Here is a 16499-nt window from a genome sequence, read left to right on the forward strand (position 1 = left end):
ACACAATGAAATGATAGCAGCAACAATAGGACGCACATTTTTAGAAACGTATAAGAAGAGAACATACAGCACAATTTCAGCAAAGAGTTTTTTTGAAGAAATATATGTTCCATTATTTTTCGACCATCCCAAATATATGATGACCGGAGGAAATTCACCTCTTGAAAATCCTAAAATATCTTGGAAAAAAGGAATTACCCCTTCAAGTGAAGAACGTGAAGAAAGAATTTCTAATACTATTAAAGAAATTGAATCTCAAAGATTTGATGGAAGCATTGCAATTGGTTTTTCAGCTTCAGAAGACACGGAGTTTGCAAAATACTCAGGACAAACTACAAATATTGAATTACCATACAATACTGAAGATAAGTATTTATCATGGATAGGTAGTGGATTTGGAATTTGTCTTAAAGGTGCTCTGAGTATATATTTTGAAGAAGAAGAAATTTTATGGCAAATTTTTGAAGGATGGAAACACTATAGAGAATTTTTAAATGATGTTTCTATTCCCAAATTTAGAGGGAATCAGATTGAAGCATGGAACGCACAATGGTTAAACTTCTCTTTTAATGATAGGTTATTTCGAGAGGATTTTGATTTTTCTTATTTACATGAAATTGGTGTCTTTAATGTAGATGCTTCAGTAGTTGAAGTGAAAATGTTGAAATGGACCAATCTCTTTTTTAGTCTTTCAAATAAATTCCCTGAAAAGAAACAACTTGGATATATCTATAGTTTAGGCCCCAAAGGGAACACAACAATAGGATTCACTCCGTTTTATTTCAACTCAGCAACTCGACTCAAAAAACTATATATCAAATTATTTGGAGAAAATTCAGCATTAAATAATGCATCAAAATACGAGGAAATTTTTGGTCTTGAATTTCGAAGGGCTTGCAGTTTTGGAGTTATTGGGCTAAAAGCACTAGAGCCATCAACATTAAGGGATAAGTATGGCAATTTGAAAGAATTAAAACTCACCAAACCAAAACCCCAAAAAGACGAAGAGACAAACAAGAAAGTGCAAGAAAAAGATTATGAGAATATAATAAAATTTCAAACATATAAAACCTGGTTATTAGCTATGATTACAAAAAACAAAGAAGAAAACCTCAAATACTCAGAAGAGGTTGCAAAAGTATTACTCGCCCATAAACAAGAGGCTAGAGTTGAGAAAAAGCAAATTGAAGAAAAGCTTTTTAAAGCTAAAGGAAGAAAACAATTTTTAATTGAATTAAACGAATTAATAAAAGTTGTTTCCGATGATAACACAAAGGTGTTGAAAGATTTAAGTAATAGAGCTTACCTATTAAATGACGAAGACTTTCAATACTTATTCATCCTTATTAAAATTGAATTTACATATCAAGAACGATTAGCAAATCAATAAACCTTTAAAATATTTATCATGAGTACAATTTATATCAGAACATTAAAAAGAGCAGAACATACTGTGTTTTGTGTTGCAGATGGTCAAAAACAGTATTACGATCCTCAATTTGACAGATGGATTCCTTTTTCTAGTGGACAACAGGTCAAGCGTTCATTATTAGAAAGTATAGGGAAATGTTTAAATGAGCAAATGTCTCCAATAACTTTTATCTCAAAAGTTAAAATGAATAGTGCAAAAAAGAAAATGGAATTTGATGGAGAAGGAGAAGTATTTGGTACATGTAATCCAGAATATTTTGACCAATTATTTGGAGGCTGGATGAAAGCTGAAAAAGGTGGAGATACAAAAGTTCTTAAAAGAAGAAGTCCTTTGTCTATTTCTGCAATGAGGGGCTTACATCCATTACTCGCGGGTACAAAAACGTTTACAGGAACTTTTGATAGAAGAGAGAGGAGTAATAATATTGTTGTAGTTAAAGATTCAAATGGCAATGAATTAAATGATGAACAAATTGATGCCTTCTTGTCAAATAGTGATTCGCAAGTTAGTTTAATAAGTAAATATTTGAAACCAAGTCGAATAGCAACAGGTCTCTTCGTTCAGGACATCGCCATTGACCTGCGTCGCCTTTTCTGTGTCGTGCTTAACAAATTAGAACCTGAAATTACTGCTGAAACAGAAGCTAAACTTCGCGAAGCAGGCTGGGAAGAGACCTCTGCTGTTTTTGGTACTTGTTTGGTTGCTCCAATAGAAGTGAGAGAAAGGTTAATTCCGGCATTGGCTCATGCTATTATCAATTGGACTATTACATCGAACCAATCGCGCACGTTTAGCTTAATGGAAACCTTGGCTGTTTCGATTTCAGACAATGCTAATAGAATAGCAGGCAGTATTCGAGCAAAACTTAAAGAGGAAGAAGAAAACAAGGCAGTACCAATTATTGAGGAAGAGATGAATGGTGTTGATTCTTTTGTTTCCCTCGCCGCAGGTGGTTATATCAGGACTAAAAAAGAAACAGCCGACGCCCTTGAAAAAGCAGAGCAAAAACTGATCGATTTAATGAGAGCTTTTGACTATGAAAATCAGTTGGTAAAAGCTCAATAAAATGCATTCTAATCCTGGCAGGCTCAAATCCTGTCAGGATTAAGAAATCAAGTTTGATTTTTTGCTTTAACTTTAAGGCAAAACCTAAAAAAGAAATCAGAATATGGCTCAGAAGAAGAAGGGAAAGGTTGTACAAATGCTTAGCCCGGAGAAATACATCAGGCAGCGGGCGCGCAATTTGCCGGTTCATGAGTGTTTCATTAGCCAGGGGTGGGAAGAGGAGAAAAAAGTGAGTATTGTTATCAGTCGCAAACACACGAACGGTAACTTTACGGTTGGCTTTTATTTGGTTGATTTACTCTGTTTGGGGGTAAAAGATGCTCATTTCAAATTTAATATACCGGTCTACGAATACAAGGAGTTGCTTGAGTATATGCACGAGTCTATCGAACTTCAAGCGGTGGACTACACCCTGGCACACAATGTGATATTTGCTGCGCTTGAGTTTGCTGATGATTATGGCTTTAAGCCTTGTAAAGACTTTAGCTCGACCATGCAGTATTTCCTGAGAGAAGATAATGATGCTGTTGAACTGATTGAAATTGAGTGTGGATACCAGGGACAGCCGATGTATGTGAGGGGGCCCTTTGATAGGGATGAAGAAGCGAATCGGATACTTGCCCAGCTGGAGAAGACTGCCGGCCCTGGCAATTTTAAGTTTATTGACGAAGCGGGCGATCTGTTTGGGGAAGACGATGGGAATGAGGACGAATTGAGGGAAATGTTGCAGCAAAGCAGTTTAGGCTTACAGTTTAAGGTTCAGATCGAAAACATTTCGAAGCCACCGGTTTGGCGCCGAATCGTTGTTCCGTCGCATTACACCTTTGGCTTTTTCCATATGCTTATTCAGGATTGTTTCGGGTGGGAGGATATGCACCTTTATCAATTTAACTCTGGTAGTTACGGAACTTATCCGCTGATAAAAGAGGGTGACGAATTTGATGATCCGGGAACAACGATGGAGGCTGATGAAACCCGTTTGTCAGATATTTTTACTGAAGAAGGGCAGCGTATTTCTTATCTCTACGACTTTGGTGATGGTTGGAAACACCGGATTGTTTTGGAAAAAATTCTGACTAAAAAAATTAGCACTCCTGAGTGTATTGATGGCAAAGGAAAATGCCCGCCCGAAGACTGTGGCGGCCCATTAGGCTATGAGAACCTCAAACAGATCCTTGCTGATCCAAAACATCCGGAACATGCCGAGATGAGGGAATGGTTGTACCTCGATGATGACGAAATATGGGATTCAAAAGAGGTTGATCTGGATGGAGTACGGGAGCTGCTAAAAAGCGTCTTTTCCATTGACCGTATGTGGGAAGAAGAAAGATTGCCCGATGCTCGGGGTTTTTGAAGTGCAAGTAAACGAATAGCTTTTTAAATTAGACATGGGAACACCACATCTTATTACCTGAAAAAATAAGATTTTATGAAACGTTACATCGAACAACTGCTTGAAGACGAAAACGAGTTGGATGAAATCATCAGTCGACGGCAGGAGCCGGAAGCTTTCCCGGATTTCAAAGGTGGTTTATTCGATGATGACGGCAATCCGATTGAACCAGAATCTATCCCTCTTCCCAGCCTATGTGTCATTTGCAAAATGTACCAGGATGACGAGCCTGAGGAAAATCTGTTGTGCCTGATGAACCGGTTCGACCAGCGAAATGACAACGATTTTAAATGCGGCATGTTTGAGAAAATTTAAAAAAATCAACCTTATGCGTATCACCGGAACCCACTTCAACTACTACCTCATTTGCCACCGTAAATTGTGGCTGTTTGCCAATGGCATCAATATGGAATCGACTTCTGATTTGGTTTACGAAGGAAAGTTGCTGCACGAAACTTCCTATCCGCGCCGCAGCGAGAAATACCAGGAAATTGAGTTGGATGGCATTAAAATCGACTACTATGATACTAAAAACAAGGTGGTGCATGAATTGAAAAAATCGGATAAACACGAGGAGGCTCATGAATGGCAGGTTAAGTATTACCTGTATGTGTTGGATCAGAACGGAATAACCGGAGTTACAGGCTTGTTGGAATATCCACGCTTGCATAAAACCACTGAAGTGTTGCTAAGTATTCCTGACAGGGAGGTAATTAGGGAAATGCTCGAGAAAATCGATACTATTATCCATTATGAGCAGTGCCCGGAGCGGATTCCTAAAAGCCGGTGCAAAAACTGTAGCTATTTTGATTTTTGCTGGAGCGGGGAGACCTGAACTATAACAAAATGATGATAAGAATACGATGATTAAGGAGAGAAATACGATTCATTACAGCACGGTGGCTTCAATCTGGTGTTGCAAAACCTGAATCAAGAAAAAAGAACAATAGGATTTCATCTTGAAAATGAAATCATAGCCCATCAAGCAATCAGTAAAATCATAGTTCAAGACATATGAAAAAGACTTATTACCTCTTTAATCCCGGTCGCTTGCAACGGCGTGATAATACACTGAAGTTTACGCCTTATGATGAGGAAGGGAATGAACAAAAGCCTCGCTATTTACCGGTCGAGCATGTGGGTGAGCTCTATTGCTTTGGGAACCTGGATGCCAATTCGGCGACGTATAATTTCCTGGGGCAGACTCAGATTCCGATCCATTTCTTCGATTATTACGAAAACTACACGGGGTCGTTTATGCCGCGCGAAGCCCTGCTTTCAGGAAAAATGCTGATTGCCCAGGTTAAGGTTCAGCAAAACAAGAAGAAACGAATCGATCTGGCTCAGCGTATTTTGGATGGTGCCAGTTTTAATATTCTCAAAAACCTTCGGTATTACAATAGCCGGGGTAAAGATCTTGTTCCTATTATTGACGTGATTGAACAATTGGTTGCTAAAATACCACAGACAACAGCCATTGACGAATTGATGGGAATTGAAGGAAATATTCGGAAGAATTATTACGAAGCTTTCGAGTTGATCATTAACGATTTTAGTATGAATGGCCGCCGCTACCGACCTCCCAATAACGAGGTGAACGCACTAATTTCATTTGGAAACATGATGTGTTATAGTCAGTGTTTGCGGGCTATTCATCAAACTCAGCTTAACCCAACGGTTAGTTTTTTACACGAGCCGGGAGACCGTCGTTTTTCCTTATCGCTCGACTTGGCTGAGTTGTTTAAGCCCTTGTTGGTTGACCGGGTTATTTTTAAGGTGATGAATAAAAAGATGATTCAGCCGTATCATTTCGAAGAGAAATTAGGCGGAGTTGCACTAAAAGCAAATGGAAAGAAGGTTTTTGTTAAGGCATTTGAAGATCGGCTGGAAGAAACGATTAAACACCGCAGCTTAAATCGGTCGGTGAGTTATAAGCATTTGATTAAACTGGAATGCTACAAACTACAGAAGCACTTGCTGGATATTCAAGAGTACAAACCGTTTAAAATGTGGTGGTAATGTATGTTATAGCAGTATATGATGTGGGTAAGAAACGGGTAGGGAAGATGTTGAAACTTTGCAGGCGATACTTAAACTGGATTCAGAATTCGGTTTTCGAAGGGGAAATATCAGAAGTAAAACTAATGGAGCTAAAGCAACAAGCAATGCTGTTGATGGATGAAGAAACAGATAGTTTGATTATTTTTAAAACACGGCAAGAAAAATGGCTGGATAAGGAAGTGGTGGGGCATGAACGTCAAAAGCTGGACACTTTTCTTTAATCGGAAAGGAGTCGATCGCGCTTTTGAGTTAACCCAATAAGGCTCGGTAAAAATAAATGTTTGGGCCTGCGTTCTTTGACGTATTGAAAACTAGTGCTTTGTGTTGGGTTGTCGATCCTCGGGGGAAAATGCAGTTTCATTGATCGACAACTATTTCTAAAAAAAGACTACTTTTACCGATCTTAGTTCATTGATAATGAACTATTTTCTTTGAGTCGTCGAACGGCTTTTAATCGCACCATACTGGAATTGAAATAAGGCAGTCAAACTTTTCCTCGTAGGCATTTTCACTTTTAATCGCACCATACTGGAATTGAAATAGGAAACGGTCTTAACTTCAATGTTAGCTGTTATCTTGCTTTTAATCGCACCATACTGGAATTGAAATAGCTAATCGCCGCTGCTCCTGATTTATTGGATGCCTTTTAATCGCACCATACTGGAATTGAAATAAAAGGCTCGTAAACAGATACAGCGTTTCTAAGATGAACTTTTAATCGCACCATACTGGAATTGAAATAATAGATCGAACACGCTATATAATGAGCGCAAAAAAGCTTTTAATCGCACCATACTGGAATTGAAATAAAGTAAAGATCGTCAAATTCAAATGGAGAATAAATTCTTTTAATCGCACCATACTGGAATTGAAATAAACTAACAAGCAACGCAGGAGGACGCGGGCAGGCCTTTTAATCGCACCATACTGGAATTGAAATATAATTACTATGTTCCTTATTTTACAGTTGTTTCAAACTTTTAATCGCACCATACTGGAATTGAAATTTTGCATCCTGTGCATACATTCTTTGGTGCAATAAACTTTTAATCGCACCATACTGGAATTGAAATTCGAGAATAGAGTTGATAAAATTGAACAAAGGCTTGACTTTTAATCGCACCATACTGGAATTGAAATATTAAATGAAGGTGTAGCTGAATAGGTTATTGTTTGCTTTTAATCGCACCATACTGGAATTGAAATTCTATAAGCGACTTCTCAAGCTCTCAGCACGACCCTTTTAATCGCACCATACTGGAATTGAAATAAGTCAGGAAAGATTAGAGAAGATTGGAAAAGCTCAGCTTTTAATCGCACCATACTGGAATTGAAATAACGGCCAGCTTGCTTAAACCACATGCCTTTACCCCCTTTTAATCGCACCATACTGGAATTGAAATTAAAGTTGATGAACATGGGGCTTGGGACTTTGGAACTTTTAATCGCACCATACTGGAATTGAAATACTAAAGGATATGTAGATGATGCAATTGTATCAGGCTTTTAATCGCACCATACTGGAATTGAAATTAGTTACATAACTTAATACTAAGATAAAATAAAAGATCCTTTTAATCGCACCATACTGGAATTGAAATGGCAGAAGTACAGCATTGAGGTTCTGCCGGAAGCCACTTTTAATCGCACCATACTGGAATTGAAATCTCGTTCATGGGCTTCGGTTGGGATTGACGAAAGACTTTTAATCGCACCATACTGGAATTGAAATGCCAGAACCTGACGTATTCTGAGTTTTTAAATTCAACTTTTAATCGCACCATACTGGAATTGAAATTAATCTGATCAATTATGTCTGATCCAGATATGGTTCTTTTAATCGCACCATACTGGAATTGAAATTCAGGAAGAGATATATACCATCTTAGTCTGGCTCCTGCTTTTAATCGCACCATACTGGAATTGAAATTTCTGTGTCCTCCTCTGTTTAATGCAATAATGAAAACTTTTAATCGCACCATACTGGAATTGAAATCAGGATTGCCATTCCCTGTTTCTTGCTTGTACTTCTTTTAATCGCACCATACTGGAATTGAAATGTATGAACAGGAGGGGTGGACTGATCAGCGCTACACTTTTAATCGCACCATACTGGAATTGAAATGCTGAAAAATCTTATCGGATTAACCTCTGGAAAAACTTTTAATCGCACCATACTGGAATTGAAAAATTGGACTGCACATCGGTACGATACTCGGTAGGATTTTCTAATCCTATCAAGCGGAAAGACTTGAGAAGGACACCTAATATTTGATGCTACTATTGATCTTCCCCGAATTGCCTTTCGTCGAGCTTTTCGAATCTAAATTTTAAAAAAAAAGACTCGCCATAGTTGACGAGTCTCTTAAATCTATTTTCAGAAGTTTGTTTTAAAGCAATTTCTTTAGTTCAACTTCAATTTCGCCATAGAGTTTTTTGCTGATCGGCATGAGCGGTAGACGAATAATATTTTTCAGTTTGCCGGTCATTTCCATAGCCGCTTTTACTCCGCCAGGGTTTCCTTCGCGAAATAAGAGTTTGAATAAATCGAGCATTTGCAGGTGTAACTCGCGGGCTTCGGTAAATTTGCCATCGTTAGCCAGGTGAATCATTTGACTGAGCTTACCGGGAAGCAAATTGGCCATAACAGAAATAACGCCAATACCGCCTACGGCAATGGTTGGCAAGGCCAACACATCGTCGCCTGAGATAACACCAAAGCTTTCGGGTGCGTATTTTACCATGCGCGAAACTTGCGACGAAATGCCGGAGGCTTCCTTAATCGCAATGGCATTGGGGCAAGTTTGGGCAATTTCAACCGAGGTTTTTCCATCCATGTTGATTCCTGTACGCGAAGGAACATTGTATAAAATAACGGGCACCGGACTGGTTTTACATACCAATTTGAAGTGCTCAAGCAAACCTTTTTGAGAGGGCTTATTGTAATAAGGAGTAACACTTAAAATTCCATCAATATCGGTGAAATCAGTCTTCTGGATGCTTTGCATGACTTTGTATGGGTCGTTGCCACCCATACCTAAAACCAGTGGAACCCGTTTGTTCGTTTTGGATTTGATGCAGGCAACCACTTCTTTTTGTTCTTGTAAAGATAAGGTGGGCGTTTCGGCAGTTGTTCCGAGAGCCACCAGGTAGTCCATGCCATTGCTAATTTGATCTTCTACAAGGTCTTCTAGTCTGTTAAAATCAATGGACGAATCTTCTTTAAATGGAGTTACCAAGGCAACTCCGGCTCCTTTAAACGGGTGTGTCATGTTGTATTTATTATAGATTACTTATACTTTTTGATTAACGAGTGATTGTTTGTTTAGTTCACTTAAATAAAAAACCAATTGTTCGGCCAGGTAAGCTGGCTCTTGGCGGTGGCTGACATCGATGCTCAAATCGAAATAGTTGGGTTGTTCTTCGGTCCATCCAGCTTTGAATCGCGCTTTCGACAAGCTTCGCAAATATTGAAGTTCAATCCCAGAACTCAAGCTGATATCGAGCAGCAGGTCAAACTTTTGATTGATAAACTTGACAATTTCCGGATTCTTGATTTTACCGAACATCGAAAAATCATCCGGGCTAAAAATTGCTTCACCGCCAACCGATCCTGCTTGATTTGAAAAACATAAACTGGAGACCAGAATACCGCTGTCTTTCAGTTGTTTTTTAAGTTGGTTAAACACTTGATGGTCATCTGATTTCCAAAGAATGCCAGCTGTTTTAACCTGGTTCAGGTTAAAAAACTGAACAGTTCGCTTCAGTTGTTTGTGCTTGCGTTTCAGCAACCAGGTGATGAATTGGTCTTTTATACTCATAGCCTGAGGCAAAAATAACAAATTGTTTTTGATACAGCGAGTCGGAGCAAATCAAATGTAAAAACTTGTTTGATAAAAGCTTGCTTCTCCTGATTATCTTGTCTGTTAATGGTCAGCATCCGATAGGTTGTCTTTATCTTCTGGCAGTGCCTAGTCAATCATTCCCAGGAATTCATCTTCGGAAATGACTGGAATCCCCAGCTTTTCTACTTTTTGAATTTTGGACGGACCGACATTGCTTCCTCCTAATAAATAGGACGTATTTTTTGAGATAGATCCAACATTTTTACCGCCATGTTTCTCAATTAATTTCTTTAGCTCATCGCGCGAGTGCTTTTCAAAGGTTCCCGAAATAACAATACTCAAGCCTTCCAGCTTGTTGCTTCTACCTTCCAGGCTACTTTCGTTCAGTTTGAACTGTAGTCCGTGTGCTTTCAGGTCAGCAACAATTTGTTGGTTCGATTCGTTGTCGAAATACAAACCGATGCTCTCCGCTATCTTACCACCAATTTCATCAACCTCAATCAGCTGTTCATAGCTTGAAGTGGCAATGGTATCGATGTCCACCAGCTTGTTGGCTAGCTTCTTTGCTACCGTTTCGCCTACAAAGCGAATCCCCAGCGCAAACAATACCCGCTCGAATGGAATTGCTTTGGACTGTTCCAGACTTTTTAAGATACGTTGAGCCGATTTTTCTCCCATACGCTCCAGCTTTGTGAGTTGCTCGGCTTTTAGCTGATATAAATCGGCACTGTTTTTAATCAGCCCCTGATTGAAAAGTAGCTCGATTGTTTCTTGCCCAAGCCCATCAATATCCATGGCTTTGCGGCTGATGAAATGCTCAATCTTTCCTTTGATTTGCGGGGCACAGCCGGTTTCGTTCGGGCAATAGTGTGCTGCTTCGCCATCGCGACGGATGAGAGCTGTGTGGCACTCCGGACATTGGTCGATGAACTGAATTTTTTGTGCTTCCGGTTTTCGTGCCGACTGATCAACACCGACAATTTTAGGAATAATTTCACCACCTTTTTCAACAAATACCACATCTTCAAGGTGTAAATCCAGCTTTTCAATGATATCGGCATTGTGCAGCGAAGCTCGTTTAACAGTGGTTCCGGCAAGTAATACCGGACTTAGGTTAGCTACCGGAGTAACAGCCCCGGTGCGCCCGACCTGGTAAGTTACAGACTCGAGCAGCGTGCTGACTTGTTCGGCTGTAAATTTATAGGCAATGGCCCAGCGCGGCGATTTGGCTGTAAAGCCCAGGTTGCTTTGCAAACGACGTGAGTTAACTTTAATAACGATGCCATCGGTGGCTACAGGAAGGTCGAAACGAGCAGTATCCCAGTGGTTGATGAAGTCTAATACCTCGTCGATGTTGCTGCACTTGCGGGTATGTTCCGAGATTTTAAATCCCCATTTGCCAGCTTCCTGTAGCGTTTCGTAGTGTCCGTCTTCGGGTAGGTCTTCACCCAGTATATAATAAAAATAGGCATCAAGCTTTCGCTTGGCAACTTCGGCTGAGTTTTGCATTTTCAAAGATCCCGAGGCTGTGTTTCTCGGGTTGGCGTACAACTGCTCTCCGGCTTCCTCCCGGGCTTTGTTCAGCTCGGCAAACATCTTAAACGGAAGCAACACCTCGCCACGAATTTCAAACGATTTGGGATACGAGTTTCCTTTCAATGTTAAGGGAATACTTCGTATGGTGCGTGCATTCGAGGTGACATCATCACCTTTTTCGCCATCACCTCTGGTAACAGCTCTTACTAACAGTCCATTTTCGTATAGTAAACTCAGCGAGGCTCCGTCAAATTTAAGCTCACAAGCATAGTCAAACTCTTCGCCAATAAGTTTACGAATGCGATTGTCAAACTCCATCAATTCTTCCTTGGAGTATGAGTTACCTAACGAAAGCATGGGATACTTGTGAGCGACCTGGGTAAACTCCTGGTTGTTGTCGCTACCCACGCGCTGAGTCGGTGAATTGGGATCCTGAAATTCGGGATATTCTTGTTCCAGCTTTTCCAATTCTTTCAGCTTCATGTCAAAATCATAATCGCTGATTGCAGGCGTGGAAAGCACATAGTACCTATAGTTGTGTTCTTCAAGTTCTTGCCGAAGTTGTTGAATTCTTTGTTGGATGGATTCTGTTGCCATATTTTCAAATTTGGCCTAAAAATACGAAAACAAGTTTGGATGAAACGAGCTAAAAGCAGGATACTTCGTACTAAAAGAGATTATTTTTTATCGGCGTGGGAGTGTTAGCTGGTTGTTGAAAAGCAAACAACTTAACACCAATATCAAAAGCAGTGCTTGATAAAAATAGATCAAAATTAGTTTCTTTGTAGAAATGATTTCAGGAATTAGCACAGAACCCTTTTTCTATTGGGCCAAACAGGTCGATGGAATTGAAGTGCTCAAATTCATGAATGAGTATTTTTGATTTTTTTAAACCCAAATAAATTCAATGATGAAACGAATAATTTCAACAAAAAACGCTCCCGCAGCCATTGGTCCTTATAGTCAGGGCGTAGAAGTAAATGGAACTTTGTACATCTCCGGTCAGGTGCCGCTTGATCCGGCTACGGCAACGGTTGTTGAAGGCGACATTACTGAGCAAACAGAGCAGGTGATGAAAAATATTGGCGCAATTTTGGAAGCGGCAGGTTACACCTACGGCGATGTGGTAAAATCAACTTGCTTGCTAAGCGATATGGCCAATTTTAAGGCGATGAACGAGGTATACGGAAAATATTATGCAGAAAATCCTCCTGCCCGCGCGGCCTTTGCCGTTAAGGAGCTTCCTTTGGGTGTTCTGGTTGAAATAGAGACAATAGCAGTCAAATAGTTCGACTCGGTTCTTTTCATGTTTTCTGTTTGTGCTGTTTTTTTTTGAATTTGTTACTGAAAAAGTGTAACAAAAGGCCAAGAAAAAGGTCTATATAGACGTAGTATTTTTGACTTTTGTGTCAATGAATAGTTAAGGCCCGAATAAGTCGTTTAAGAAATTGCTCATTCTTTTTGAATGCTTAATAGAAACAGAAAACCATGAAAACAAAATGCCTGATTTTGGACGATGAACCCTTGGCTCGTGATTTAATTTTCAGGCATGCTCAGAAGTTTGATTCCCTAGAGATTGTGGCGCAATGTGCTTCTGCAGAGGAAGCTGCGGAGCTATTGCGTGAAGTTCCGGTCGACTTGATTTTCTTGGACGTGGAATTGCCCCAGGCATCTGGAATCGAATTTATAAAGTCACTCCATCATCCGCCCAAAGTCATTGTAACCACCGCGCATAGCGAGTATGCCATGGAAGGCTTTGAGCTGGATGCTGTTGACTACCTTCTGAAGCCCGTTCGGTTTAATCGTTTTATGCGGGCGGTGAATAAGTTCCTACAGTTGAACAGTTCTTTTCAGGCCGATTTTAAGGCGGGGCGGCCCTTTATTTTCGTACGCGAGAACAAGAGGGAAGTGAAAATTCAATTATGTGATATTTTTTATATTGAAGGCTTGGGGGAGTATATCCAGATTCATACAAAAAAGAAGAAAGTGATTACGAAAATGGGGATGAACCAAATGGCAGCCAAGCTTCCTCCGCAGTTTTTTCTGCGTATTCACAAATCCTACCTGATTTGTGCGATGCATGTTGATGCCTATACCAGCAACAGCTTAGAAATAGCGGGAGTCGAGCTTCCGATAGGACGACGGTATAAAAGTGGCGTAATTGAAATGTTGAATTATGCCGGCAGTTTGAGTGGTGTTTAAACTGCGGCATTTATTTGAAGGTAGAACGTGAACGAAGCGAATTCGATTGAACGTATAATCTATCGATACAAAACTTTGATAATTACTTGCTGATTATGAAAGCAGGCGAGGGCCGATTTATGTCTTTTAGTCCTGCCAGATTTATATTTTTAGACCTCTTTAAATCTATTTCAAGCTATGATTGACTGTATAGGAGCCTACTTTATAAAAGATGATCATCTTTTCCCCACTGAGATGGTGGAAGTATTGACCACTGATAGCATTTTGATTTATGAGGTTTTACGGGTGATCGATTCGGTTGGTCTGTTTTTGGAAGATCATTACATCCGCTTGATGCATTCGGCAAAACTGGCGGGTATCCCGTTAGCAATGACACAAGCGTATTTTGTTCGCGAGATCCGCAAGTTGATCCAAGCCAATGAGTTGTCTGTGGGCAATGTTAAAGTGTTAATTCAATATGGAAGTGGTCAACAAGCAGCTTTCTTTTACTTTATTCCACATGTTTATCCAGCCCCTCAGGCTTATCTCGATGGGGTGAAAACGGATTGTCTGCAGGCTGAGCGCGTAATGCCTAAAGCAAAAACAGTGCAGCAAAGATTGCGTGATAATGCTAACCGGGCCATTCGTGATCATCAACTTTTTGAAGTCATTTTGATGAATTCAGAAAAACAGGTGCTGGAAGGAAGCCGAACAAACCTTTTTTTTGTGAAAGGCGACCAATTCTTTACTCCTCAGTCTGATTTTGTGCTCGCCGGAATTACCCGGCAGAAGGTACTTGAATGTATTGGTGAATTGAATTTTTCGTGCGTAGAAAAATCGATTCCGATTGCTACGCTTGCCGATTATGATGCTGCTTTTTTGACCGGAACATCGAACAACGTATTGCCGATTGCTTCGATTGGCAAACAGAAATTTGACACCATGAATCAGGCATTAAGATTGTTAATGAAGGCTTACGATGAAAAAATTGAAGCCTATATCAAAAAAGCCCGAAACAAAGGAGTGTAAAGGCTTTGTGAAGAATTCATTTTTCGGTGCGAAATTGGGTAATTTGCGTGCCTCATTTTTCGAATATCCCTATATTTGTTCGTCTAGGAACGCATTTTCAAGACGAACAAAAAAACAAATAATTATATAATCTTTTCAATAACATAAAGCTATGGCAGAATTCAAGTATCAAAAACCATTTCCAATTTTAAAAGACACTACTCCTTACCGTTTATTGACAACGGATTATGTGTCAACCGTGGAGGTCGATGGCCGGAAAGTTCTGAAAGTTGATCCCAAAGGGTTAGAATACCTGGCAAAAGAAGCTTTTGCAGATGTTTCTTTTTATTTGCGACCAACGCATCTGGAAAAACTGAAGCACATTTTAAGCGATGAAGAAGCTTCAGACAATGACCGTTTTGTGGCTCACACCATGTTGATGAACCAAGTGGTATCGGCCGAAGGGGAGTTGCCAACTTGCCAGGATACAGGTACTGCCATTGTTGTGGCTAAAAAAGGAGAAGATGTTTATACCGGAGCATCAGACGCCGAATTTTTATCGAAAGGTATTTATGATACCTACCAGAACCGCAATTTGCGCTATTCGCAAGTGGTTCCCTTCTCCATGTTCGAAGAAAAAAATACTGGGAATAACCTGCCCGCTCAAATTGACATCTATGCTGAGCAAGGTAATAAATATGAATTTTTGTTTGTTACTAAGGGCGGTGGCTCGGGCAATAAAACATTCCTGTATCAGCAAACTAAATCATTGCTGACCGAAGAAAACCTGACCAAGTTTGTTCAGGAGAAAATTAAAGACCTTGGAACTTCTGCTTGTCCTCCATACCACTTGGCTTTGGTTATTGGCGGTACTTCTGCCGAAGCAACATTGGCAACGGTGAAAAAGGCATCGGCCGGTTATTACGACCACTTGCCAACCGAAGGGAATGAAGGAGGTCAGGCTTTCCGCGATCTGGAGTGGGAAGAGAAAGTTCAGAAAATTTGCCAGGACAGTGCCATTGGTGCGCAGTTTGGTGGAAAGTACTTTGTACATGATGTACGTGTGATTCGTTTGCCTCGTCATGCAGCTTCTTGTCCGGTGGGGCTGGGCGTAAGCTGTAGTGCTGACCGTAATATCAAAGCAAAAGTTACTGAAGAAGGTATTTTTGTGGAGCAACTGGAAAAAGATCCGGCTAAGTATTTGCCGAAGCAAGCGCCTGAATTGGCGCCTGCTGTCGATATTGATCTGGACAGACCAATGGAAGAAGTATTGGCTGAGTTGAGTAAATACCCAATCAAAACCCGCTTAAACCTAAAAGGGACCTTGATTGTGGCTCGCGATATGGCACATGCACGACTGAAAGAGATGGTTGATCAAGGACAAGAGTTGCCTGATTATTTCAAAAAACATCCGGTGTATTACGCTGGTCCGGCGAAAACGCCTGCAGGAATGGCTTCTGGAAGTTTTGGTCCTACAACGGCCGGACGTATGGATCCATATGTCGGTCTGTTCCAAAGCTTGGGTGGCTCCATGATTATGCTGGCCAAAGGAAACCGTTCGCAGCAGGTGACTGATGCGTGTCAGAAGCATGGTGGTTTTTATTTGGGATCGATCGGTGGACCTGCTGCCATCTTGGCTAAAAGTAACATTAAGTCGGTTGAAGTAGTCGATTTTGAAGAGTTGGGAATGGAAGCAATCCGCAAAATACGTGTGGAGAATTTTCCTGCATTCATCATTGTTGATGATAAAGGGAATGATTTTTTCAAACAAATTTAAAACCTTCCCGAAGCGTTTTGTATTTCAAAATTAAACAATAGAGAAGGTCATTCCAACATGCCGGAATGACCTTCCTTTTATAATTATCGCATCACTTTGCATGTTTTTTTTGGTCCATTGGATCGAACAATAATAATTGGGTTGTTATTTCATCATGAATACTTGAGTTGATTTGCTGGTATAACATTTGTGTTAATAATG

Annotated in this window: 14 protein-coding genes and 1 CRISPR repeat array; of the genes, 11 read left to right on the forward strand and 3 right to left on the reverse strand. The window is 40.3% G+C overall.

Translation table 11 applies throughout. The features are described from left to right. The first annotated feature begins 10 nt into the window (after positions 1–10). The 7 genes from ACUNWA_RS12905 (at position 11) to cas2 (ending at position 6172) form a co-directional block, all read left to right on the forward strand. Entirely contained in the window at positions 11–1390 is a 1380-nt protein-coding gene (locus ACUNWA_RS12905) for a hypothetical protein (RefSeq protein WP_445592335.1), read from the forward strand. Positions 1391–1408: 18 nt separating this feature from the next. Next, on the forward strand, positions 1409–2497 hold the full coding sequence (locus ACUNWA_RS12910; protein WP_445592336.1) for a hypothetical protein: 1089 nt from the start codon (positions 1409–1411) through the stop codon (positions 2495–2497). 103 nt (positions 2498–2600) lie between these two features. After that, on the forward strand, positions 2601–3851 hold the full coding sequence (locus tag ACUNWA_RS12915) for a plasmid pRiA4b ORF-3 family protein (protein ID WP_445592337.1): 1251 nt from the start codon (positions 2601–2603) through the stop codon (positions 3849–3851). Positions 3852–3926: 75 nt separating this feature from the next. After that, positions 3927–4205, forward strand: a complete 279-nt coding sequence (locus ACUNWA_RS12920) for a hypothetical protein (protein WP_445592338.1) — start codon at positions 3927–3929, stop codon at positions 4203–4205. After that, positions 4192–4725: a CRISPR-associated protein Cas4 gene (cas4, locus tag ACUNWA_RS12925; RefSeq protein WP_445592339.1), complete on the forward strand. Its 534-nt coding sequence runs from the start codon at positions 4192–4194 to the stop codon at positions 4723–4725. Before ACUNWA_RS12920 ends, cas4 begins: the two co-directional genes overlap by 14 nt. A gap of 179 nt (positions 4726–4904) precedes the next feature. Further along, on the forward strand, positions 4905–5909 hold the full coding sequence (cas1b, locus tag ACUNWA_RS12930) for a type I-B CRISPR-associated endonuclease Cas1b (protein ID WP_445592340.1): 1005 nt from the start codon (positions 4905–4907) through the stop codon (positions 5907–5909). Continuing rightward, positions 5909–6172, forward strand: a complete 264-nt coding sequence (cas2, locus tag ACUNWA_RS12935; protein ID WP_445592341.1) for a CRISPR-associated endonuclease Cas2 — start codon at positions 5909–5911, stop codon at positions 6170–6172. The genes cas1b and cas2 overlap by 1 nt, the downstream gene beginning before the upstream one ends. Positions 6173–6398: 226 nt before the next feature. Further along, positions 6399–8141: a CRISPR direct-repeat array (repeat unit 30 nt; unit sequence CTTTTAATCGCACCATACTGGAATTGAAAT). A gap of 200 nt (positions 8142–8341) precedes the next feature. On the opposite strand, the gene dapA is transcribed toward cas2, so the two are convergent. From dapA to ligA, 3 genes are all read right to left on the reverse strand, one after another. Continuing rightward, positions 8342–9223: a 4-hydroxy-tetrahydrodipicolinate synthase gene (gene dapA / locus ACUNWA_RS12940; RefSeq protein ID WP_445592342.1), complete on the reverse strand. Its 882-nt coding sequence runs from the start codon at positions 9221–9223 to the stop codon at positions 8342–8344. A gap of 21 nt (positions 9224–9244) precedes the next feature. Beyond that, positions 9245–9772, reverse strand: coding sequence for a DUF6913 domain-containing protein (locus ACUNWA_RS12945; RefSeq protein WP_445592343.1), 528 nt, complete (start codon positions 9770–9772; stop codon positions 9245–9247). Between the two features lie 150 nt (positions 9773–9922). Beyond that, the gene (ligA, locus tag ACUNWA_RS12950; protein WP_445592344.1) at positions 9923–11929 is read right to left on the reverse strand and encodes an NAD-dependent DNA ligase LigA; all 2007 of its coding nucleotides are present in this window, start codon (positions 11927–11929) and stop codon (positions 9923–9925) included. A 310-nt stretch (positions 11930–12239) separates the two neighbouring features. On the opposite strand from ligA, the gene ACUNWA_RS12955 reads away from it, so the two are divergent. The 4 genes from ACUNWA_RS12955 (at position 12240) to ACUNWA_RS12970 (ending at position 16298) form a co-directional block, all read left to right on the forward strand. Then, complete coding sequence (locus ACUNWA_RS12955) at positions 12240–12620, forward strand: RidA family protein (protein ID WP_445592345.1); 381 nt, start codon at positions 12240–12242, stop codon at positions 12618–12620. 200 nt (positions 12621–12820) lie between these two features. Beyond that, on the forward strand, positions 12821–13534 hold the full coding sequence (locus ACUNWA_RS12960; RefSeq protein WP_445592346.1) for a LytR/AlgR family response regulator transcription factor: 714 nt from the start codon (positions 12821–12823) through the stop codon (positions 13532–13534). A 177-nt stretch (positions 13535–13711) separates the two neighbouring features. Further along, positions 13712–14542, forward strand: coding sequence for an aminotransferase class IV (locus ACUNWA_RS12965; RefSeq protein WP_445592347.1), 831 nt, complete (start codon positions 13712–13714; stop codon positions 14540–14542). Between the two features lie 151 nt (positions 14543–14693). Continuing rightward, positions 14694–16298 (forward strand): fumarate hydratase, encoded by a 1605-nt coding sequence (locus tag ACUNWA_RS12970; RefSeq protein WP_445592348.1) that lies wholly within the window; start codon positions 14694–14696, stop codon positions 16296–16298. Positions 16299–16499: the final 201 nt, after the last annotated feature.

It is taken from the genome of Sunxiuqinia sp. sy24 (assembly GCF_052677165.1).